Source organism: Streptomyces sp. NRRL S-1022 (assembly GCF_000720135.1).
Taxonomy (GTDB): Bacteria; Actinomycetota; Actinomycetes; order Streptomycetales; family Streptomycetaceae; genus Streptomyces.
Map to the genome: position 1 here is coordinate 390,406 of NZ_JOIU01000008.1, position 21,596 is coordinate 412,001.

A 21,596-nucleotide genomic window follows, 5' to 3' on the forward strand; every position below is an offset into this window, starting at 1 on the left:
GCGTTCCCCAAGAGGGAGGAGTGATCGTCGAGTCGGTCGACTCGCGTGATCAGATCCGCGAAGCACGCCGGGGGTTGTACCGCAAGACCGCTTTCCGGCCGGATTTGGGACGTCGATTACCCGTGCATGGCACAAGTGAGAAGAAACGTTCCGGCCCCGGGAGCGGCATCCGCTCCCGGGGCCGGCCCGGTGTGGCTCACTTCACGGACGCTTACTTCACGTCGACGAAGTCACCCGCGGCGCTGACCGCCGGGGTGGTCGTGGTGCCCGCGAAGGAGAAGCGGTAGTAGCCGTCGACCGTGGCCTTGGCCGTCGTCTTCAGGGCACCCGTGGAGTCCGACTTGACGGTCTTCAGCGTGGTGTAGGTGCTGGAGCCCTTCTTGCGGAACTGGAGCTTCACGGACTGGCCGGTGTAGCCGTGGTACTTGTGGTCCTCCCAGTTGGCGCGGGAGAGCTTGCCCGTGACGGTGAGGGTCTTGCCCTTCTTCACCGGCTCCGGGGCGGCGTTGACCGTCAGCGTGGAGTTGCGCTGGACCAGGGTGGTGCCGAGGCCGTCGACCTGCACGACCTCCTTCTCGGAGTCGATGTCGAGCGCGACGCCCGCACCGTGCCAGGTCCCGGCCTGCGTGTTGCGCAGCTTCAGGTCCGCGTCGGTCTCCCGCGGGTCGAGCACGATCGTGCCCTTGCAGTCGGCGGTCGTCTTCGTGGTGGCCACGCAGACGCCGGGCGCGTCGCCGCCGGCGGCGTTGTCCGGGGTGACGGACGAGCCGTGGTAGATGAGCGGGACGCTGAGGAACCCGTCCGCGTCGATGTCGACGTCGGCGCCGTGGGTCAGGGTGTAACTGACCGGGACGGCGACCTTGTTGGTGGTCCCGACCTTGATCGCCTTGGCGATCTTGAAGTGGGAGAAGGTGACGTCCAGGTCGCCCTCCGCCGGGGAGGCGGCGACGCCGGCCTTGCCGGACGCGGCGTGCTGCAGGAGGACCTTGGCGAGGTCCGCGCGGTGGGCGGACGCACCGCCGTCGGCGGCCTGTGCGGCCGGCACGACGAAGGCGGAGAGGGCCAGGGCGCCGGAGACGGCGGCCACGGTGGCGCGAAGACGCATGTGTTGTCCCTGAGTGGAAGTGGTGCCGGGGTGCGGCCGGTCACTGCACGTCGACGTGGTCGCCGGCGGCGCTGACCGCGGAGGTGGCGGAGTTGCCCGCGAAGGAGAAGCGGTGGTGACCGTCGGCCGTGGCGGTGGTCTTCAGCTTGCCCTTGAGGGGAAGGGGGGTGGTCTGCTGCCGCTTACTTCACGTCGACGAAGTCACCGGCGGCGCTGACCGCGGAGGTGGTCGAGGTGCCCGCGAAGGAGTACCGGTAGTACCCGTCCGCGGTGGCCTTGACCGTGGTCTTCAGGCGGCCCCTGGAGTCCGTCTTGACGGTCTTCAGCGTGGTGTACGTGTTCGAGCCGCTCTTGCGGAACTGGAGCTTCACGGACTGGCCGGTGTAGCCGGAGTACGTGCCGCCGTTCCAGTTGGCGCGGGTGAGGGCGCCCGTGACGGTGAGGGTCTTCCCCTTCTTCACCGGCTCGGGGGAGGCGTCGGCCGTCAGCTTGGCCAGCCGCTGCGCCTGGAAGGTCTTGGCGTTCTCCTTCTTGACGTAGTTGGTGTCGTTGCCCTGGGCGATCGCCCAGACCTTCCAGCTGCCGGCCACCTCGTTGATGAGGTTCTTACCGGCCGACAGGGTGTACGTCGCCTTGCAGTCCGCCTTGGTGGCGCTGACCTCGGTGCAGACGGAGCGCTTGTCGGAGGTGTTGGCGACGGCACCGCTGTCGGAGTGCTCGATGTCCTTGCCGTGGTACAGGATCGCCTGGGCCCAGGCGATGCCCGAGTCGTCGGTGGCGGTGAAGGACACCGTGATGGTCTTGGTCCCGGACGCGCTGACCACGACGGGCTTGCCGCCGTTGACCACGACGTTCGAGATCTTGGTGTCACCGCGGTGGGCGTCCGCCGCGTGCGCGGCCGGAACGGCCAGAACGGACAGCGCCAGGGCGCCGAGGACGGCCGTGCCGGCGACTCGCATACGCATGGGTGTGTCTCCCCGTGATCATGAAGCTGATTTCGCATGATCAGATCAACGGCACACACCAGAGGTTGTACGGGATCTTCACCTTTTCCCGGCTGTGCGGAACGTCACCTCAGTCGAACCAGCGGTCCCGGGCCAGTTCCGCCGTCCGGGACGGGTCCTCCAGGAGCGCGGCCACCTCGAACCGGCGCGGCCACTGCCCCGCCGCCCAGGCCAGGCCGGCGGCGACGCCCTCCAGGGTGGCCGCGTGCAGCACCCCGTCGTCGGTCAGCCGCCAGTCGATCTCCACGCCGTCCACGACCAGTTCCTCGTGCTCGACGTACGTCCCGGGCGTCCGCGGCCCGAGCAGCACCCGCACCGCGTCCGGTACGCCGTGCTCGGCCCCCTCGGAGTGCACCTCGCCGGTGACGGACTCGCTCAGCCGCCGCACCTGGAACAGCTCGGCCAGCTCGGCGGCCCGCGCGGGCCTGACCGGCAGCAGCGGCACACCGGAGGTGAACGGCAGCAGGTCCGGCGAGTCGACCACGACCGCCGCACCGGCGTCCACGACCTCCACCCGCCCGTCGACCACGGCCCGCAGCTCGTCCGGCAGGGTCACCTGCTCGGGGTCCAGCTCCGCCAGCGCGCTGTACAGCCCGTGCAGTTGGGCGGGCGTCACCGGGCGGTCCGGGTCCGCGAGCCGGTCCAGCAGCTCGGCGGCCCCGCCGGGCTCGTCCAGCAGCGCGCCGACCGAGGTGCGCACGCCGAGCGCCCGCAGCACCTGCTCGTCCTCGAACCCGGTGGCGTCGGCCTCGTCGTACAGGCCGTGCAGCAGCGGATCGCCGCCGGCGGCCAGCAGTCCGGCCGGGCGCCGCCCGTCGAGCACCGGGTGCCCGCGCAGCCACCACGCGGTGTACGGCCGTACGACCTCGTGGGTGCCGTCGGGGAGCAGGATCCGCACGGGCTGGGTGAGGGCGTCCCGCAGCGGCGGCCGGGCCAGCAGGGCGAGCACCTCGGGCCAGTGGTCGTCGTCCACCAGGTCCAGGTCGCGCACGGCGACGAGTTCGGTGGCGACCGGCGGTACCGGGCTGTCCGGGAACCGGTCGAGGATGTCCTCGCACCACACGTCGACGGCGTCCAGCAGGCCGGCGTCGTCCGGTTCGGCGTAGTCGCCGTCCCGCGGCTCCAGTTCGTCCGGGTCGAGGACGACATCGGTGGCGCGGACCAGCGCGAAGTCGGCGAGCACCCCGCACGCGGCGAGCGGCTGCTCGCCCCACTTCTCCGCCAGCTCGGCGTCCACGGCGGCGAGTTCACCCTCCCGGATGACCCGGGCGAAGGGACTGCCGGGGAACACCAGCTCACCGGCGGGGGCGAGTTCCCCGTCCTCGTCGGGCAGCGCGAGCGCGCCCAGCCAGGGCTCCTCCCCCGGTTCCAGGCCGGCGTCCCGCACGAGCCCGAGGACCGTGTCGGCCAGCTCCTCGGCGTCGGGCGCGTCCTCCTCCCAGGCGAGGCCGCCGTCGTCCTCCAGGGAGGCGGCCACGGCGGCCCGCACCTGCGGGGTGGTCAGCACCGCACGCGGGGTGGCGGGCAGTGCGCCGAGCTTCTCCAGCAGCGGGTGCGCGGCGTCCGCGTGGGCCACCTTCAGCCCGAGCCGGCCCAGTACGCCCGGGTCGATGCGGGCGGCGTCCGGGGCGGGCAGCAGCACCTGCCGGGGCCCGATCGTCGTCCGGCCTCCCCCGGATCCGAAAGCCTGGGAGGTGCCCCCGGCGAGTGGCACCGGCAGGCCCGACAGCCGCTCGGGGTCGACCCCGGCGAGGCTGTCGTACAGCCGCCACCACCACTGCGGCTCCTTCTCCAGTCCGGCGAGCCGGTCGACGGCGTCGGCGAGGGGCAGCCGGGCGACCCCGAGGGTGCGCAGCTCCACGCGCCGCTCAAGTCCGGCCGGGAGCAGGGTGGGCAGCACCTCGGCGAGCACCCGGACGGTGCCGGCCCCGGCGCCCTCCACGACCTCGGCGTCCCGGGGCCGCAGTGCCTGGGGCAGCTCGTCGTCGTCCGTGCCCTCGGCGGCCGGGGGCAGGAAGGCGGTGCGCGGCAGCCGCTCCAGCACGGCCTGGCGCAGCGCCCCGTCCAGCTCCGCCTTGCCCAGCGGCCCGGGGACGAGGTCGATGACGCCCTCGCCCACCGGCCGCCAGGCGGCGAGCAGTTCGGCGTAGGCGTCGGCCGCGCGCTGCACCAGGAAGTCGGTGAGCGGGCCGGGGGCCGCGTGCCGGCGGGTGGTGTCCAGCGGGAACGAGGCGATGAGCAGCGCGGGCATGCCGAGCGGTTCGTCGCTCGGGGTGGGGGCGTGCAGGACCGGGGTGGTGCGGGGCCTGGCCGGGGCGCCGTAGGCGTCGACGGGTACGGCCCAGGTCACCGACCAGTGCGGGCGCAGCCGTTCCTCGACCGGGCGGTCGGCGAGGAGGTCGGGGGTGAGCGGCCCGTGGGCGGACGCGGTGCGCCAGTTGGTGATGCCGTCGCGGGAGTCCTCCACGACCGTGAAGGCGCCGTCGGTACGCCGGCCGAGCGTGCGGGGGGCCTCCTCGCCGATCTCCACGACGACCTCCGCCAGCCCCGGCAGGGCCAGCAGCAGGGCGTCGTCGATGCCGGAGAGCAGCCGCTCGGCGAGGTCGGCGGCGGCGGCGTCGCGCAGGGGCAGGATGACGGCGGTGTCGTACGGCTCCGGGGCGGTGCCCTCGGCGGCGAACGGCAGCCGCAGCAGGGGCACGTGGCCGTCCCGGCGCCGCACCTCGTCCCCCAGCCCGGGGCTGTGCCGGGCCACGTCGGAGGCCAGCTCCCGGGCCTCGGCCAGCGACCAGCGCACGCCCCCGTGCCGTCCCACGATCGCCGGTTCGTCGGTGACGGCGAGGACGGCGGCGAAGCCGACGCCGAACCGGCCGACGGCGCTGTGGGTGGCCTCCGCGTCCCGCTTGGCGGAGGCCCGCAGGGTGGACAGCGACTCGACACCGGCCGCGTCGAGCGGGGCGCCGGTGTTCGCGGCCACGAGGACGCCGTCGCGGAGGGTGAGCCGCAGGCGGCCCGGCACGCCCGCGCGGGCGGCGGCGTCGGCGGCGTTCTGGGCGAGCTCCACGACGAGGCGGTCCCGGTACCCGCCGAGCACGAGGTCCTCCTCGGCGTTGGCGTCCTCCCGGAACCGGGCGGGGCTGGTCGCCCAGGCGTCGAGCACCCCGCGACGCAGACGGGCGGTGCCGAAGGGGTCGGCGCCCTCGGCCGCCGGCCGCACGAACTTGCTCACGTTGACTCTCCTCTACGACGTGAGACCGAAGGTACAGCGCGGAGCCGGGGGGCAATCAACGCGGACCGGGAGGGTATGCGGTAGTGACCATCCGTTGGCACGAAGATGCCGTCGCACGAAAGTGGTGCCCTCCCATGCCCGAGACACAGGACGTCGTCGAGCTGATCCTCCAGGACCACCGGCGTATGGAGGACCTTTTCCGGCTGATGCGCAGCGTGGAAGAGGACCGGACCGCCGCCCTGGAGGAGTTCGCCGATCTGCTGGTCGCGCACGCGCTGGCCGAGGAGGCCAAGGTCTATCCCGCCCTCAAGCGGTACAAGAACATCGACGACGAAGAGGTCGAGCACGGCGAGCACGAGCACGACGAGGGCAATCAGGCCCTCCTGGACCTCCTCCAGGTGCAGGAGGTCGGCTCCGAGGAATGGGACGAGAAGCTGGAGGCGCTGGTGGAGGCGGTCACCCACCACGCCGACGAGGAGGAGCGCACCATCCTCAACGGTGCCCGCGAGAACGTGGCGGCGGAGCGGCGCGCGGAGCTGGGCGCGGCGTTCTGGGAGGAGCGTGAGCGCCGGCTGAAGTCCGGCTGCGGCTCCCTCGACAACGTGCGCCGCATCGTGGAGTCCTCCTGACCCGCGCTCCGGGGCCGGGCTCTCACGGGCCCGGCCCGGGGTCCGGCCGCACGGCACGGCCGAGGCCCGCCCGGGCCGCCTCCAGCTGCGCGGCGAACGCGATGCCCAGGAACAGGGCGACGCCGGTCAGGGCACCATGCCCGGCACGATCTGCTCGTCCCCGGTCATGTCCCGGGTCTGCGGGACGTGCACCACCGTGCCCATGTCCGGGGTCCCTCCTCACCCGTGGCCGCGGCCGGCCGACGGCGCGGGGTCCGGGTGGTTGCCGGGGCCGCCGCCCGGTCCCGCCAGCGGGGTCGGGGAGAGGGCCGTGGGTTCCTCACCCGGTTCGAGCAGGGTGTCCGCCGCCCCGACGATCAGCGGGTCGGGGGTGCCGACCGCCTCGGGGTCCTTGGCCGGGTAGTCGAAGCGGTCCAGGAGGCTGCGCATCGCCTCCAGCCGGCCCCGCCGCTTGTCGTTGTTCTTCACGACCGTCCAGGGGGCGTGGGCGGTGTCGGTCGCCCGGAACATGTCGACCTTGGCCGCGGTGTAGTCGTCCCAGCGGTCGAGGGAGTCCAGGTCGGTGGGGGACAGCTTCCAGCGGCGCACCGGGTCGACCTGCCGGATCGCGAACCGGGTCCGCTGCTCGGCGCGGGACACCGAGAACCAGAACTTAACCAGCAGGACGCCGTCGTCGGTGAGCAGCCGCTCGAACAGCGGCGCCTGCCGCAGGAACTGCCGGTACTCGGCCTCCGAGCAGAAGCCCATGACCCGCTCGACCCCGGCCCGGTTGTACCAGGACCGGTCGAAGAAGACCATCTCGCCGCGGGCCGGCAGGTGCGTCACGTACCGCTGGAAGTACCACTGCCCCGCCTCCCGCTCGGTCGGCTTGTCCAGCGCCACCACGCGGGCCCCGCGGGGGTTCAGCCGCTCGGTGAACCGTTTTATGGTGCCGCCCTTGCCGGCCGCGTCCCGCCCCTCGCAGACCACGACGATCCGCTGCCCCGTCTCCCGCACCCAGCGCTGGAGCTTGAGCAGCTCGATCTGCAGGATCCGCTTGGTCCGCTCGTACTCGCGCCGGCCGACCCGGTGGTCGTAGGGGTGGTTCTCCCGCCAGGTCCCGACCGGCCGGCCGCCGGCGTCCAGCAGCACCGGCCGCTCCGGCTGCCGGTCGTCCACCTCGAACCCCCGCAGCAGGTCGTCCTCGCGCACCGTGCCGCGGGTCCGCTCCGCCTCCGTCGCCTGCTCGTGCTCGGCCACGCCACTGCCTCTCCGCCTCGCCTCGCCCGGGGCCGGGCGCACCCCGGTCTCCTCACACGTGCCCGCCCAGCCGGGTCCCAGACGCCTGTACCGTCGCTGGGGTCGTTCCTCCGTACCGCGCGAGACAGGAAGGCGATCACATGCCCGAACTGCGCCTGGGACCACTGCTCAGGTACACCGACGGCGCCCGCGCGACCGTGTGGGTGGAGACGAGCCGGCCCTGCACGGTCGAGGTGCGCTGCTCCGACGGCGCGGCCGGCACGGCCCCCACCTTCCAGGTGTCCGGGCACCACTACGCGCTCGTCACGGTCACCGGACTGGAACCGGGCACCTCGCCCTCCTACGAGGTGTTCCTGGACGACACCGCGGTGTGGCCCCTGCCCGACTCCCGCTTCCCGCCCTCCGTCATCCGCACCCCCGGCGCCGGCGACGCCGTCCGCGTCACCTTCGGCTCGTGCCGCTGGGCCGCGCCCCCGGCGGACGGCACGGACCCGGTCGGCCCCGACGCCCTCGACACCCTCGCCACCCGCCTTGCGGCCGACCCCGGCGCCGAGCGCCCCGACGTCCTGCTGCTCCTGGGCGACCAGGTGTACGCCGACGAGACCTCCGAGGAGACCCGGCGCTGGCTGGCCGCCCGCCGCGACCTCGACCGGCCGCCCGGCGCGCAGGTCACCGACTACGAGGAGTACTGCCACCTCTACTACGAGTCCTGGCTCGACCCGGAGGTGCGCTGGCTGCTGTCCACCGTGCCCAGTTTCATGATCTTCGACGATCACGACATCGTGGACGACTGGAACACCTCCGCCTCCTGGCTCGCCGACATGCGCACCACCGACTGGTGGCAGGAACGGCTGCTGAGCGGCCTGATGTCGTACTGGGTCCACCAGCACCTCGGCAACCTCTCCCCCGCCGAACTCGCCGACGACCCGACCTGGGCCGCCGTCCGCGCCACCCCGGACGGTACGAAGGCGCTGCGCGCCCTGGCCGAACAGGCCGACGCCGACTCCGCGTCGGTCCGCTTCAGCTACCGGCGCGACTTCGGCCGGGTCCGGGTGGTGATGGTCGACTCCCGGGCCGCACGGGTCCTGGAGGAGGGCCACCGCTCCATGCTGGACGCGGGCGAGGCCGCCTGGCTGCGCCGGCAGGTCCTCGCCGACGAGGGGGCCTACGACCACCTCCTCATCGGCACCTCCCTGCCCTGGCTGCTGCCGCACCTGGTGCACGACACCGAGAGCTGGGACGCCGCCCTGTGCGCCGGGGAGCGCGGCGACCGCTGGGCCCGCTTCGGCGAGTGGCTGCGCCGCGGGGCCGACCTGGAGCACTGGGCGGCCTTCCCCCGCTCCTTCGCCGGCCTCGCGGGCCTCATCGCCGACGTCGCGGCGGCGCCGGGCGCCCCGGCCAGCGTGTGCGTGCTGTCCGGGGACGTGCACCACGGTTACGTCGCCGAGGCGACCTGGCGCTCCGGCGACCTCGGCATACCCGTCGTCCAGCTCACCTGCTCACCCGTGCACAACTCCGTGCCGGCGGCCATGCGGATCGGATTCCGCGTCGGCTGGAGCGCGCCGGCCCGCGTCCTGGGCCGCCTGCTCGCCCGGCACGGGCGCTGCGCGCGGCTGCCGGTGCGGTGGCGCAAGCGGGGCGGGCCGTGGTTCGGCAACCAGCTGATGACGCTGACGCTGCGGGGCCGTTCGGCCCACCTGCGCCTGGAGGTCACCGACGAGGAGCCGCGCCTCCACACGGTCCACGAGAGCAGCCTCACCGGCTAGCGCCGGGCGGCGTACGACACGAACTCCGTCCAGGTGGAGGGGGCGACGGTGAGGAGGGGCCCGTCGTCCTGCTTGGAGTCACGGATGTGGATGGTGGCGGGGGTGGGGGCGAGGGCCCAGTCCAGGCCCACTTCGACGCAGGAGTCACCGTCGGGGCCGTCGCTGTAGCTGCTCTTGAACCAGGTCAGGCCGACTTCGACGCAGGAGTCGCCTTCACTGCCGCTGCTGTAGCTGCTCTTGAACCAACGGATCATGTTGCCCCCAGCAGTTGCTCGATAAAGGACGTCGACTCACGCGGAGTGAGCGCCTGAGCCCGGATGATGCCGTAGCGCAGCTCAAGGATACGGAGGTGCTTGGGTTCCTCGACCGGTCGGCCGTTGGCCAATGCGGGCGACCGTCCTACGGCTGATCCGTCGGCGAACTTCAGCATCTCGATGCTCCCGTCCACTCCGGCATGCTCCTGGCGGTCCATCGGCATGACCTGAAGCTCGACATTCCGCAACTTAGCGGCTTCCAGCAGGTGTTCCAGCTGGCTACGCAACGCCTCCCGCCCACCCAGAGGCCGCCGCAGGGTCCACTCTTCCACGACGAAGCTGATTTCGGGGGCAGGGTCCCGCTTGAAGACGGACTTGCGAGCCATGCGTGCCGTCACGTACCGCTCGATCTCGGTGTCGCTGTACGCCGGGCGCCGCATCATCAGGAGGGCACGCGCGTACTCCGGCGTCTGCAACAACCCATGGATGCTGAGCGGATCGTAGAGCTGAATCTCCACAGCCACCGCCTCCCGCTCCGCCAGCGCCCGAACCTTCTTCGGATACCGGACCTTCTCCACGTCCTCCTTCATCGCGGCGAGCAACCCACCCGCGTCCAGGAGCTTGTCCGCCTTGTCGAGGTACTCCGGTCGCGGGATCCGCTTGCCGGACTCGATCTTGTAGACCATGTCCTCGCTGTACCCGACCGTCCTGGCGAACTCGGCCGCGCGCATACCCAGCGCCTCGCGGCGCAGCCTCAGCTGGCGACCCACCGTGGCGATGACGGCGACGCCCCACTCGTCATCCGGTTCGACCTCCCACCCCGGCTCCTCTTCCTCACTCACACCGCACCCCCTGGTCGACAGGACCGGACATCACAGGACGAGCGACGGACAGTGACCCTACGCCACCTCTCCGTCACTGTTCACAGGTAGCAGTCTCCGCCACTCTGAGTGATGTGAACCAGGAAATCTCCACCCACATCTCCACCCCCGTCCCGCACCTCGCGCTCCGTCTCTCCCCCACACCCCGGGGGGCCCGGCTGGCCCGGCTGCTCGCCAGGGAGCAACTCCGCTCCTGGGGCCTCCCCCTGGAACCGGCGGAGCTGATCGTGGCCGAGCTGGCGGCGAACGCGGCCACGCACGGCCGTGTGGCCGGGCGGGACTTCCGGCTGATGATGTATGCCGTCGGGGACCTGCTCCGCATCGAGGTGACGGACACGCGTGGTGACCGCCTTCCGGAGGCCCGGCGGCCCGCGCCGGACGCCGACGGCGGACGGGGGCTGTGGCTCGTGGACGCGCTGGCGGAGCGCTGGGGTACGGCGCCCGGGCCCGCACCGCGCAAGACGGTGTGGGCCGAGGTGCGCGTGAAGGCTCAGGAGTGGCCGAGCTCCGCCGTCTCGTCGTCGGTCTCCGGGACCGAGCCGGAGTCGCGGGCCGGGCGGAGCGGGAAGGGGTCGACGCGGGTCTCGTCGATGACCGGCGAGGCGGGCTGCGGGGGCTTGGGCATGACCGCCGCCTCCGAGTGGCCGCCGCAGCCGTAGGCCAGCGAGACCACGTGGCCGTCCGCCGGCGAGAACTCGTTGGCGCAGACGCCGAAGGCCTGGCCGAGGGAGCCGCCGATGGGCACGAGGAAGCCGCAGCTCACGCAGGGGGCGGGGGCCGCCTGGGCCATGGGGGTCTTCGGGCCGAAGGCCTCCTCCCAGCGGTCCGCGGCGGCGCGCAGGCCGTAGCGGGACAGGACGCGCGCGCGGCGCATGCCGAGTTCCTCGGCCAGGGACGTGAGGGAGCCGCGCAAGGGGGTCGGCTGGACGGCGGGCGTGCCCGGGGTGACGTCCGCGTCCTCGGCCTCCGCCAGTTCCCGGATCTCCTCGGAGACGGCCGAGTTCGGCGGCGGCTCCTCCTCGCCCGTGTAGCCGGGCTCCAGGCGCAGGTCCTCCTGGTCGGTGGGGAGCAGGTCGCCGGGGCCGAGGTCGCCGGGGCGCAGGCGCTCGCTCCACGGGACCCACTCGGGGGCGAGCAGGGCGTCGGGGCCGGGCAGCAGCACGACCTCGTCCAGGGTGACGAGCTTGGCGCGGGAGGCGCGGGCCACCGTCACGGCCCAGCGCCAGCCCCGGTAGCCCAGTTCCCCGCACTCGAAGAAGTGCGTGACCACGCGGTCGCCCTCGGACACCAGGCCGGCGTGCTCGCCGACCACGCCGGGCGCGGCGGCCTCCTCGGCGGCGGCGCGGGCGAGGTCGACGGCCTCGGCGCACAAGCGGTCGGGGGTGCGGCTTCGCGTGGTCGCTGCGCTCACAGGTATCGCTTCTCTCCTACGCCGTCTCGTCGAGTGCGGCTGCCTCCGGCGGTTTCGCCGACGGAGCGGACCTGGGGACCGCATCGACGTCTGCATCCGCGCGCCTGGGCGCACCTCTGCCATCCATTCTGCGTTATGGCTGAGATAGGCACGCTACACCGGACGGGATTCGTGGATTTTCCCACCCGCCCCCTGCCTGGGCCGACCGGGGCCGTACGCGGCCACGCGCGCCGTGTCCGCGCTATCCGGCGGCATCTCGGGGCACTATGAACGTCGTGGCAGCCGCGGACAGGGCGAGTGGTCGGGGCGGCGGTTCGGGCCGGGTGGGCGGTGCCGTCCGCGCGGTCGGCCGTGCCCTGCACCGCCCGTTCACCGGCCCGGCACGGATCGTCCGCAGGGTGACGCACGCGCACGGGGCGGGCGAGTCGGGCCTGGGCAAGCTGATCGAGCTGCACGCGGTGAACGGCGCCGGGGACGTCATGGTCACGGTGGCGCTGGCGTCCACGGTGTTCTTCTCGGTGCCGACGGACGAGGCGCGCGGGCGGGTCGCCCTGTACCTCGCCATCACCATGGCCCCGTTCACGGTCCTCGCCCCCGTCATCGGCCCCCTGCTGGACCGGCTGCCGCACGGGCGGCGGGCCGCGATGGCCGGGGCGATGCTGGCGCGGGCGCTGCTCGCGCTGGTGATCTCGGGGGCGGTGGCGAGCGGCAGCCTGGAGCTGTACCCGGCCGCGCTGGGAGTGCTGGTGGCGTCGAAGGCGTACGGCGTGGTGCGCAGTGCCGTCGTACCGCGGCTGCTGCCGCCGGGGTTCTCGCTGGTGAAGGCCAACTCCCGGGTCACGCTCGCCGGGCTGCTGGCCACCGGTGCCGCCGCGCCGGTCGGGGCGGGCCTGCACGCGCTCGGCGATCCGTGGCCGCTGTACGGGGCCTTCGTGATCTTCGCTGCCGGGACGTTTCTGTCGTTCTCCCTGCCGCCCGCGGTGGACTCGGCGAAGGGCGAGGACGTCGCGCTGCTCGCGGCCGACGAGCAGCACCTGCGCGGGCCGTGCCGGGAGCAGGCGAAGCGGCCGGGGCTGCGGACGGTCGGGCCGGCCGTCACGCACGCGCTGGGCGCCAACGCCGCCCTGCGCTGCCTGTCCGGCTTCCTGATCTTCTTCCTCGCCTTCCTGCTGCGCGAGCACCCGCTGACCGGGGAGAGCGCGGCGGTGTCGCTCGGGATAGTCGGGGTGTCGGCGGGCGCGGGCAATGCCCTGGGCACGGCGGTGGGGGCCTGGCTGCGGTCCCGCGCCCCGGAGATCATCATCGTGGCCGTCGTCGTGGTCGTGCTGGGCGCGGCGATCGTCGCCGCCGTGTTCTTCGGGGCGTTCCTGGTGGCCTGTCTGGCCGCGGTCGCCGGGTTCGCGCAGGCGCTGGCCAAGCTGGCGCTGGACGCCCTGATCCAGCGGGACGTGCCGGAATCGGTGCGCACCTCGGCGTTCGCCCGCTCGGAGACGTTGCTGCAGATGGCGTGGGTGTTCGGCGGCGCGGTCGGCATCGTGATGCCGCTCAACGGCACGGTCGGGCTGCTGGTCGGCGCCGCGTTCGTGGCCGTCGGCTGGCTGGGCACGCTGAAGGGGCTGCTCGCCTCCGCCAAGCACGGCGGCCGGGCCCGGCCGCAGCCCGCGTGAGGCCGGCGGTGACGTCGGCCGGCGTAACGAACCGGGCACGCCGCACCCCACGTGGGCGGAGGGCAGCGGGGGCCCGATAGCCTTCGGCCATGACCACGCTGCAATCCGTTGTGCGACGCCGCCGCGCCGTCGCCGTTGCCGGCGCCGTTTCCGCCGGACTGCTCGTCCTGTCGGCCTGTGACAAGCCGACGCCCGTCGCGACGATCACCGTCGGCAGGGACTCGGTCAATTCCGAGGCCCTCTGCTACAACGACGGCAAGCCGCTGGACGCCGAGTCGCTCAAGAAGTGCTCCAAGAAGGCCGGCGACGCCAAGTCGATCAAGGTCGGCCAGGACCAGACCGTCCGGATCGGCGTCGACCCCAAGATCGCGGACGCGGGCTGGGTCCTGCTGGTCAACGGCCGCCCGGCCGGCGACTTCAGCAAGGAGACGTACCGCACCATCCCGAGCAGCGTGTTCTTCAACGCCCAGTACGGCACGCAGGGCGAGACGAACACGCTCGCGGTCCAGATGGGCGAGGACAAGTCCAGGAAGGGCCTGTGGACCTTCAAGCTGAAGAAGGCCTGAGCACGACCCCCTTTCCGGTCCTCGTCGCCACCGCGGTCCCCGTCGAACGGGACGCGGTGGCGGGGGTGCTGCCCGGGGCGGCCGAGGAGATACGGCTGCCGGGCGGATCCCTGCGCCGTACGGCCGCCGGCCTCGACCTGCTCGCCGCCGGTGTCGGCCCGGCGCTCGCCGCCGCCACCACCGCCGGCGCCCTCACCGCCGCCGCGCTGGCCGGCCGCCCCTACCGCCTGGTCGTCTCGGCCGGGATCGGCGGCGGCTTCCTGCCGGGGGCGCCCGTCGGCTCCCTCGTCGTCGCCGACGCGATCACCGTGGCCGACCTGGGCGCGGAGACCGCCGACGGCTTCCTCCCGGTCACCGAACTCGGCTTCGGGACCGTCACCCACCGCCCGCCGGAATCACTCGTACGAGTCGTGTCCGAGGCCACCGGCGCCCGTACCGGCACGATCCTGACCGTCTCCACGGTGACCGGAACCGCCGCCCGCGCCGCCGCCCTGGGCGCCCGGCACCCCGGCGCGCTCGCCGAGGGCATGGAGGGCTTCGGGGTGGCGGAGGCCGCCGCCGCGCACGGGGTGCCCGTGCTGGAGATCCGCGCGGTCTCCAACCCGGTGGGTCCCCGGGACCGCGCCGCCTGGCGCATCGGGGACGCCCTCGCCGCCCTCGCCGAGGGCTTCGGGAAGCTCGCGCCCGCATTGGAGAGTTGGAACACGCATGACCAGTGAGCAGCAGTCCCTGCGGATCGCCTACTCCCCCTGTCCGAACGACACGTTCGTCTTCGACGCCCTCGCGCACGGCCGCGTACCCGGCGCCCCCGCGCTGGACGTGACCTTCGCCGACATCGACCTCACCAACGGCATGGCCGAGCGCGGCGAGCACGACGTGCTGAAGGTGTCGTACGCCGTCCTGCCGTACGTCCTCGACGAGTACGCGCTGCTGCCGTGCGGCGGTGCGCTGGGCCGGGGCTGCGGGCCGCTGGTGCTCACCAGGGAGGCGGACGCCGACTTGACGGGCCGTACGGTCGCGGTGCCGAGCGAGAAGTCGACCGCCTACCTGCTGTTCCGGCTGTGGGCCGCCGACACCCTTGGAATCGAGAGGGGCGGGCCCGCAGGGCCCTCGGTTGAGGGCGGTGGCGGGAGACGGGCGGGCGGCGTCGGCGAGATCGTGGTCATGCCGTTCCACGAGATCATGCCGGCTGTGCGGGACGGCAAGGTGGACGCCGGCCTGGTCATCCACGAGGCCCGGTTCACCTACCGGAACTACGGGCTGCACAAGCTCGCCGACATGGGCGAGCACTGGGAGATGACCACCGGGCTGCCGATCCCGCTGGGCGCGATCATCGCCAAGCGGTCGCTGGGCGCCGGGACGCTCGGCCGGCTCGCCGAGTCCGTCCGGGCCTCCGTACGGGCCGCCTGGGACGACCCGGAGGCCTCCCGGCCGTACGTCATGGCGCACGCCCAGGAGATGGACCCGGCCGTCGCCGACCAGCACATCGGGCTGTACGTGAACGAGTTCACGGCCGACCTCGGCGAGGACGGCTACGCGGCCGTGCGCGGGCTGCTCACGCGCGCGGCGGCCGAGGGACTCGTACCCGCACTGGGCCCCGAGGCGCTCGCCTTCCCCTGACAGCCACCCCGGCCGCACCACGCCGGACGGAGTCCGGCACAGCCGTCCACCGCCCGCGAAGCGGCGCACGGACGGCGGAAAGAAACGCCGCCGCCGTGCGCGGGCTGCTCACGCGCGCGGCGGGCCGAGGGACTCGTACCGCCCCTCGGCCCGGATGCGCTCGCTTTTCCCTGACGGGTGCTAGACGTCCAACTGGTCGGCGACCGCGCGGAGCAGGCCGGCGATCTTCTTGCCGGACGCCTTCTCCGGGTAACGGCCCTTCTCCAGCATCGGCGTGATGTTCTCAAGAAGGGTCGTCAAATCCTGCACGATCGAGGCCAGCTCGTCCGGCTTCTTGCGGGTGGCGGCGGCGACCGACGGGGTCGGGTCGAGCACGATCACCGAAAGAGCCTGGTCACCGCGTTGACCGGCGACGACACCGAACTCCACGCGCTGTCCCGGCTTGAGCGCTTCGACTCCGGCGGGGAGAACCGAGGAATGGACGAAGACGTCACCGCCGTCGTCGCGGGAGAGAAAGCCGAAGCCCTTCTCACTGTTGAACCACTTGACCTTGCCGGTAGGCACGTCTGTCCTCGTCCTCGTACTCGTCGGGAAAACTACTTCGGAAACGGCTCTTGATAGCACTGGGGCGGGTCGACCATGACCCGCCGCCACCAAGCGCTACAAGGCTAATGGTCTTCGGGCGGGTGACAAGACGTTCCCTGGTTGTTCTCTCGCGCAGGGAACTACCCTGGTCGGGTGCGTGACAAAACCCAAACGAATTCCGCCGCACCCGGCGACCGGCTGATCCGCGCCGGTGCCGTCGTGTTCTTCATCGGTGCCGTGGCCACCCTCGTCACGGTGGCCCCGCTGTTCCTCGGAGCGAAACCCTTTCCGACCTACATGTTCGGTCTGAGCATGCTCATGGCCGTCGGATTCCTGGTGGCCGGCGCCGGTGTCCTGCGGTCCGTCGCCGCCGGACGGCGTCAGACGAGGGAGACGGCGCCGGGTGCCTCGCGGTAGCCGGTGAGCCACTCCGGGAAGTCGGACAGGTCGCCCAGCACGACGTCCGCGCCGGCCTCCCGCAGCTCGCCGGCCGGGCACGGGCCGGTCCCCACGGCGACCGAAAACGCACCTGCCGCGCGGGCTCCGCGGACGTCCCCGACGTGATCGCCGACGTACACGCCGGCGCCGTGTTCGCGCAGCGCCGCCGCCTTCTGCTCGGCCCACAGGTCGCCGACGACCACGTCCGGCTCGATGCCGAGGTGTGCCAGGTGCAGCCGGGCGTTCGGCTCGTACTTCGCCGTCACCACCATCGTCCGGCCGCCGGCCGCCCGCACCGCGTCGATCGCCTCCCGGGCGCCGGCCATCGCGGGCGTCGCGGCGATGGCTATGGAGGGGTACATCTCCCGGTACAGATCGGCCATCGCCGGCACGTCCTCGGCCGGGAACCAGTTGATCAGCTCCTCCGCGAGCGGGGGACCCAGCCGGGTCACCGCCAGGTCGGCGTCGATGAACGTCCCCGTCCGCTCGGCCAGCGCCGTGTAGCACGCACGGATGCCGGGCCGGGAGTCGATGAGGGTCATGTCGAGATCGAACCCGACGGTCAGCGAGGAGGCCATGGGGGACATTGTGCCGGGTGCCTCCGGCGGTTTCGGCCGGATCGGGCCGTGGAGGTGGCCGTGGCATTTCGGGTGCGGGCGCGTCGTGGCCGTTCGCGCAGTTCCCCGCGCCCCTGACCCAGCTGCCGCTCGCCCACCCGAGGGGCGCGGGGAACTGCGCGACCAGCCGACCACGCGCCCGCAACCGGACCACCGCCGCCACCCCCGCGGCGGCTAGCCGGCCTTCCGCTGGGAGCGCCAGACCAGGTAGGCCGCCGAGGCCAGGGCCGCGCCCCTGACCACCCACGGCCAGGTCTCGCCGACCGCGTCGTTCATGTGGCCCTGGGCGATCGGATCGCCCCAGCGGCCCTCACCCCGGCCCCACAGCCACACCAGCCCCGCCGCGACCGCCGTGCCGGGCAGGACCATCACGGCCCACTTGGTCTCCGCGGCCGTCAGCCGGCGCGAGCCGTAGGCGATCGCCCAGCCCAGGAGCAGCGCGAACCAGTTGCCGAGCACGGCCCCGGCGACCAGCGCGGCGGCGGCCAGGAGCAGCAGGGGGTTGGACCAGCCGGCGGCGGGGAGCGGAAGGAGACGGCGGCGCCGGGCGGGCGCGCCCTCCGGCACGGCTTCCGGCACGGCTTCCGGCGGGGCTTGCGCCGCGGGCTCGGTCCGCTCGGCGGGGGCCGCCTGCGGGGGGCGCTTGAGCAGTTCCGGGATCTCCACGCCGCCGACGAACCCCGGCACCGGGTCGGTGTCGCCCAGGGGGCTGCCGGTCCGCCACCAGTCCGGCGCCGCCGTGCCGTCCCCCAGCTCGTGCGCGGGAGCGAGGTGCGGCGGGGCCGCGGTGTCGCGCGGGGCGGGCGGTGCCGGCTCGGCGGGGCGCGGGCGCGGCACGACCCGGCGCAGCCCCTTGGGCCGCTGCTCCCGCGCCGGTTCCGGCGCCGCCTCCCGGGAGGACGGCTGGGCCGGTACGGCGGCGGGGGGCGGCTGCGGGCCGCCGCCGGTGCCGCCGGCCGCCGAGACCACCTCGTCCGGGGTGCCCAGACGGTCCAGGATGCGGCGGACGGCGGCGGGCGAGTCCACCGTGGTCTGCGCCCGGTGCCGGTCGATCTCGTTGCGCAGTTCCGACACGAGCCGCATCCGGGTCGCGGACGGCAGCTGCCGCTGCTGAGCGATGTCTCCGACGCGGCTCAGATACTCGTAGACGACCTGGTCGCTCTCGATCCCCACGGAACCCCTCCGGGGTGCGCCGACTGATACCCGGTGAGGACGGTACCGCTTCCCGCGGACGCCCCCGGCATGGGGAAGTCCGCTAACGTTGGCCGGATGAGCCCCGAGGCCCACTCAGCCCCTCGGTCCCTCGCGGAGGCGCTCCGCGCGCGGGACGACACGTCCCTGGCCGCGCTGCTGCGCAGCCGTCCCGACCTCATCACCCCCGTCCCCACCGATCTCACCCAGCTCGCCACCCGCGCCGGTACCCGAGCCTCGGTGCTGCGCGCGCTGGAACGGCTGGACCGGTTCGCGCTGCAGACGGCGGAGGCGCTGGCCGTGGCCCCGGACCCGGCGTCGTACGGCACCCTGCTCGGGCTGATGGCCGGGGACGGCGGGGACGAGACGGTGGCCGGCGCGTTGCCGCGGGCCCTCGCCACCCTGCGCGAACAGGCCCTGGTGTGGGGCGGGGACGACCGGCTGCGGCTGGTGCGGACCGCCCGCGAACTGCTCGCGCCGTCCCCCCAGCACCCGTCGCCGACCGGTCTCGGGCCGACCGTGCAGGAGGCCACCTCGGGCATGTCGCCGGGGCGGATCCAGGAGATCGTGACGGCGGCCGGGCTGCCGTCGACGCACGACTCGGTGTCCGCCGTGACCGCGCTGACCGGGCTGTTCACCCACCGCAAGAAGATGGCGAAGCTGCTCGCCGGGGCCCCGGAGGCGGCGCGCGAGGTGCTGACCCGGCTGGTGTGGGGGCCGCCGTACGGGCAGGTCACCGCGGAGCCGGCCGCGCACCTGCGCTGGCTGCTGGACCGCGGTCTGCTGCTGCCGACCGCGCCCGGGACGGTCGTCCTGCCCCGCGAGGTCGCCCTGCACCTGCGGGAGGGCCGCGCCCACCGGGCGCCCGAGCCGCTGCCGCCCGCCGTGGCGCCGGCCACGACGCACAGCCCCCAGGTGGTGGACGCCACCGCGGCCGGGCAGGCGTACACCGCGCTGGCCACCGTCGAGGAGCTGCTGAAGGACTGGGACGAGGGCGGCCCGGCGGTGCTGCGGGCGGGCGGGCTGAGCGTGCGCGACCTGAAGCGGACCGCCGTCGCCCTGGACGTGTCGGAGCCGGTCGCCGCCTTCTGGACCGAGCTGGCCTACGCGGCCGGCCTGATCGCCTCCGACGGCGAGGCCGACGAGCGGTACGCGGCCACCCCCGCCTACGACGAGTGGCTGGAGCTGCCGCCCGCCGAGCGCTGGGCCCGGCTCGCCCAGGCCTGGCTGCCGGCCACCCGGACGCCGGGGCTGGTCGGCGGGCGGGACGCCAAGGACCGGACGCTGTCGGCGCTCGGCCCGGGCCTCGACCGGTCCGCCGCGCCCGAGGTACGGCACCGGGTGCTGGCCCTGCTGGCCGGTCTGCCGCGGGGCGCGGCCCCGGACGCCGAGTCGGTGCTGGCCCGGCTGCGCTGGGAGCGCCCGCTGCGCGGTGCCCAGCGCGACAGCGGCGAGGACGACCTGCGCACCCGGCTCGCCCGCTGGACGCTGTCGGAGGCGGAGCTGCTGGGCGTGACCGGGCGGGGCGCGCTGTCGGCGCAGGGCCGCGCGCTGCTGGGGGCACCGCCCGCCGGGGGGACGGCCGGGAGGAGCGGCGGCGCCGCCCTTACCGGCGAACCCGCCGCCCGTACCGCCGAACCCGCCACCGCGCCGCGCGGCGGCCCGGCGGCCGGCCCGGCCGAGCCCGCCGGTCCCGGGGACAAGCTCCCGGTGCACCACCACCGGGTGCCCGACCGGCTCGCGCCCCTCCCGGCCGCCGAGCAGGCCCTCGCGGCCGCCGCCGCGGCCCGGCTGCTCGCGCCGCTGCTGCCCGAACCGCTGGACCACGTCCTGCTCCAGGCCGACCTCACGGCGGTCGCGCCCGGCCCGCTGCGGCGGCCGCTCGCGGACATGCTGGGGGTGCTGGCGGACGTGGAGTCCAAGGGCGGCGCGACCGTGTACCGGTTCACGCCGGCCTCCGTCCGCCGCGCCCTGGACGCCGGCCGGACCGCCGCCGACCTGCACGCCTTCCTCGCCGAGCACTCCCGCACCCCGGTCCCGCAGCCGCTCGCCTACCTGATCGACGACGTGGCCCGCCGGCACGGGCACCTGCGGGTCGGCGCGGCCTCGGCGTACGTCCGGTGCGACGACGACGCGCTGCTGAACGAGATCCTCGCCGACAAGCGGGCCGCCGCCCTGCGCCTGCGCCGCCTCGCGCCGACCGTGCTGGCCACCCAGTCCGACCCGGCGGCCCTGCTGGAGGGGCTGCGCGCGATGGGATACGCGCCCGCCGCCGAGTCCGCCGAGGGCGACGTCCTGATCACCCGGGCGCACGCCCACCGCACCCCGCCGCGCACCGCGCCCGAGCCGGTGCCGGACGGCCCGCCGCCGCCCGACGGCACGCTGCTCACGGCGGCGATCCGCGCCATCCGGGCCGGTGACCTGGCCGCCACCGCCCCGCGCAAGCCCGTCGGCGAGCACCTGGCGAGCGGCGAGCTGCCCCGGACCTCCGCCGCCGACACCCTGGCCACCATGCAGGCCGCCGTCCTGACCGGCGATTCGGTGTGGATCGGCTACGTCAACGCCGACGGCGCCGCCAGCCAGCGGGTCATCGCCCCGGTCCGGGTGGAGGGCGGCTTCGTGACGGCCTACGACCACACGGCGGACGAGGTGCGCACCTACCCGCTGCACCGGATCACCGGGGTCGCGGAGCTGGCGGACGACTGAGCCGGCTCAAGGCGCTAGCAGTCCCTGACCGGTGCGTCCGCGGGCAGGCCGAAGTGGGCCCGGGCGGCGCTCTCCAGCGCGTCCGAGGGCATCGTGTCGTCCAGGGCGGCCCGGGCGACGAAGCCGAAGTGGGCGTGCGTCCACCGCGCGTTCCCGGCGCCGTCCGGCGGGGTCTCGCGCGAGACCACCCGGTAGGCGCCGTGCGGGTCCCGCTCCAGCCGCACCACCTGCGGGCCGTGTCCGCCGCCGCACTCCACCAGGCCGCCGTCGCGCACCCCGTACTCCAGGCACAGCGTGTCGACGCCCGCGCGCACCTCGTCGCCGCGCTCCGCCAGGTCGAGCGCCTCGGCCTGGCAGAACCAGCGCGCGTGCAGGGCGGGCACGTCCCCGCCGTAGCCGCTGCCGCGGCTGTCCGCCGCGAGCCGGGCCTCGACGACCGGCCGTATCTCGTCCCACAGCCGCGTGTCGACGCTCCCCGGCCGCATCGCCCAGGTGCCGGTGGCCACCAGTACCACCACCGCTCCGGTGCCGACGGACCACCTGCGTGCCGACATCCCTGAACTCCTCACCCGGCCGCGCGTCCGCGCCGCCTTCCGTGTGTCAGGACTCCCGGCGGCCCGAGGGGGTTGCACACGGGTCCGGCACCGCTGTCGATCGTGCGGCCGTGGAGCACACCGGCCGGATGAGG

The 21,596-nt window shown here is 74.1% G+C and carries 19 protein-coding genes and 1 pseudogene; 9 read left to right on the forward strand and 11 right to left on the reverse strand.

From position 1 onward, the window contains the following. Nucleotides 1-211: 211 nt before the first annotated feature. The 3 genes from IG05_RS0112270 to IG05_RS0112280 all read right to left on the reverse strand — a co-directional run bounded on the left by IG05_RS0112270 (nt 212) and on the right by IG05_RS0112280 (nt 5,338). The gene (locus tag IG05_RS0112270) at nt 212-1,105 is read right to left on the reverse strand and encodes a hypothetical protein (protein ID WP_030341902.1); all 894 of its coding nucleotides are present in this window, start codon (nt 1,103-1,105) and stop codon (nt 212-214) included. 182 nt (nt 1,106-1,287) lie between these two features. Continuing rightward, nucleotides 1,288-2,070: a hypothetical protein gene (locus tag IG05_RS0112275; protein ID WP_030341904.1), complete on the reverse strand. Its 783-nt coding sequence runs from the start codon at nt 2,068-2,070 to the stop codon at nt 1,288-1,290. Between the two features lie 109 nt (nt 2,071-2,179). After that, nucleotides 2,180-5,338: a sacsin N-terminal ATP-binding-like domain-containing protein gene (locus IG05_RS0112280; protein ID WP_030341905.1), complete on the reverse strand. Its 3,159-nt coding sequence runs from the start codon at nt 5,336-5,338 to the stop codon at nt 2,180-2,182. A gap of 134 nt (nt 5,339-5,472) precedes the next feature. Here IG05_RS0112280 and IG05_RS0112285 point away from each other — a divergent pair, with 134 nt between their 5' ends. Then, nucleotides 5,473-5,967: a hemerythrin domain-containing protein gene (locus IG05_RS0112285; RefSeq protein WP_030341907.1), complete on the forward strand. Its 495-nt coding sequence runs from the start codon at nt 5,473-5,475 to the stop codon at nt 5,965-5,967. Between the two features lie 219 nt (nt 5,968-6,186). Here the strand turns inward: IG05_RS0112285 and ppk2 are convergent, their stop codons facing one another. Then, entirely contained in the window at nt 6,187-7,206 is a 1,020-nt protein-coding gene (gene ppk2 / locus IG05_RS0112290; protein WP_030341909.1) for a polyphosphate kinase 2, read from the reverse strand. A 140-nt stretch (nt 7,207-7,346) separates the two neighbouring features. Here ppk2 and IG05_RS0112295 point away from each other — a divergent pair, with 140 nt between their 5' ends. After that, on the forward strand, nt 7,347-8,972 hold the full coding sequence (locus IG05_RS0112295; RefSeq protein ID WP_030341911.1) for an alkaline phosphatase D family protein: 1,626 nt from the start codon (nt 7,347-7,349) through the stop codon (nt 8,970-8,972). On the opposite strand, the gene IG05_RS42085 is transcribed toward IG05_RS0112295, so the two are convergent. Then, nucleotides 8,969-9,226: a DUF397 domain-containing protein gene (locus tag IG05_RS42085; protein WP_030341912.1), complete on the reverse strand. Its 258-nt coding sequence runs from the start codon at nt 9,224-9,226 to the stop codon at nt 8,969-8,971. The genes IG05_RS0112295 and IG05_RS42085 overlap by 4 nt on opposite strands. Further along, on the reverse strand, nt 9,223-10,068 hold the full coding sequence (locus IG05_RS0112305) for a helix-turn-helix domain-containing protein (RefSeq protein WP_037813571.1): 846 nt from the start codon (nt 10,066-10,068) through the stop codon (nt 9,223-9,225). Before IG05_RS0112305 ends, IG05_RS42085 begins: the two co-directional genes overlap by 4 nt. Nucleotides 10,069-10,181: 113 nt before the next feature. Here IG05_RS0112305 and IG05_RS49165 point away from each other — a divergent pair. Next, a pseudogene (locus IG05_RS49165) lies at nt 10,182-10,586 on the forward strand (ATP-binding protein); the annotation flags it as partial. An 11-nt stretch (nt 10,587-10,597) separates the two neighbouring features. On the opposite strand, the gene IG05_RS0112315 reads toward IG05_RS49165, so the two are convergent. Then, a complete protein-coding gene (locus IG05_RS0112315) occupies nt 10,598-11,518 on the reverse strand; it encodes a DUF3027 domain-containing protein (protein ID WP_030341917.1) in 921 nt (306 codons plus the stop codon). A gap of 266 nt (nt 11,519-11,784) precedes the next feature. On the opposite strand from IG05_RS0112315, the gene IG05_RS0112320 reads away from it, so the two are divergent. The 4 genes from IG05_RS0112320 to IG05_RS0112335 all read left to right on the forward strand — a co-directional run bounded on the left by IG05_RS0112320 (nt 11,785) and on the right by IG05_RS0112335 (nt 15,371). Continuing rightward, nucleotides 11,785-13,185 carry an MFS transporter gene (locus IG05_RS0112320; RefSeq protein ID WP_234335833.1) on the forward strand — a complete coding sequence of 467 codons (1,401 nt, stop codon included), beginning with the start codon at nt 11,785-11,787 and terminating at the stop codon, nt 13,183-13,185. A gap of 89 nt (nt 13,186-13,274) precedes the next feature. Beyond that, complete coding sequence (locus IG05_RS0112325; RefSeq protein ID WP_030341920.1) at nt 13,275-13,751, forward strand: hypothetical protein; 477 nt, start codon at nt 13,275-13,277, stop codon at nt 13,749-13,751. Next, nucleotides 13,724-14,470: a futalosine hydrolase gene (locus IG05_RS0112330; protein ID WP_234335834.1), complete on the forward strand. Its 747-nt coding sequence runs from the start codon at nt 13,724-13,726 to the stop codon at nt 14,468-14,470. The genes IG05_RS0112325 and IG05_RS0112330 overlap by 28 nt, the downstream gene beginning before the upstream one ends. Further along, nucleotides 14,460-15,371 carry a 1,4-dihydroxy-6-naphthoate synthase gene (locus tag IG05_RS0112335; RefSeq protein ID WP_030341923.1) on the forward strand — a complete coding sequence of 304 codons (912 nt, stop codon included), beginning with the start codon at nt 14,460-14,462 and terminating at the stop codon, nt 15,369-15,371. Before IG05_RS0112330 ends, IG05_RS0112335 begins: the two co-directional genes overlap by 11 nt. Before the next feature lie 180 nt (nt 15,372-15,551). On the opposite strand, the gene IG05_RS50245 is transcribed toward IG05_RS0112335, so the two are convergent. After that, entirely contained in the window at nt 15,552-15,935 is a 384-nt protein-coding gene (locus IG05_RS50245) for a cold-shock protein (protein ID WP_030341925.1), read from the reverse strand. A 174-nt stretch (nt 15,936-16,109) separates the two neighbouring features. Here IG05_RS50245 and IG05_RS0112345 point away from each other — a divergent pair, with 174 nt between their 5' ends. Then, nucleotides 16,110-16,373: a hypothetical protein gene (locus tag IG05_RS0112345; protein ID WP_030341927.1), complete on the forward strand. Its 264-nt coding sequence runs from the start codon at nt 16,110-16,112 to the stop codon at nt 16,371-16,373. Here IG05_RS0112345 and IG05_RS0112350 read toward each other — a convergent pair. Together IG05_RS0112350 and IG05_RS0112355 are read right to left on the reverse strand one after the other, a co-directional pair. Further along, complete coding sequence (locus tag IG05_RS0112350) at nt 16,337-16,981, reverse strand: HAD family hydrolase (protein ID WP_030341929.1); 645 nt, start codon at nt 16,979-16,981, stop codon at nt 16,337-16,339. The genes IG05_RS0112345 and IG05_RS0112350 overlap by 37 nt on opposite strands. Nucleotides 16,982-17,185: 204 nt before the next feature. Continuing rightward, entirely contained in the window at nt 17,186-18,184 is a 999-nt protein-coding gene (locus tag IG05_RS0112355) for a hypothetical protein (RefSeq protein WP_030341930.1), read from the reverse strand. 96 nt (nt 18,185-18,280) lie between these two features. Here IG05_RS0112355 and IG05_RS0112360 point away from each other — a divergent pair, with 96 nt between their 5' ends. Next, complete coding sequence (locus IG05_RS0112360) at nt 18,281-20,908, forward strand: helicase-associated domain-containing protein (RefSeq protein WP_030341931.1); 2,628 nt, start codon at nt 18,281-18,283, stop codon at nt 20,906-20,908. 14 nt (nt 20,909-20,922) lie between these two features. Here IG05_RS0112360 and IG05_RS0112365 read toward each other — a convergent pair whose 3' ends face one another. Then, complete coding sequence (locus tag IG05_RS0112365; RefSeq protein WP_030341933.1) at nt 20,923-21,462, reverse strand: hypothetical protein; 540 nt, start codon at nt 21,460-21,462, stop codon at nt 20,923-20,925. Between the last annotated feature and the right edge of the window lie 134 nt (nt 21,463-21,596).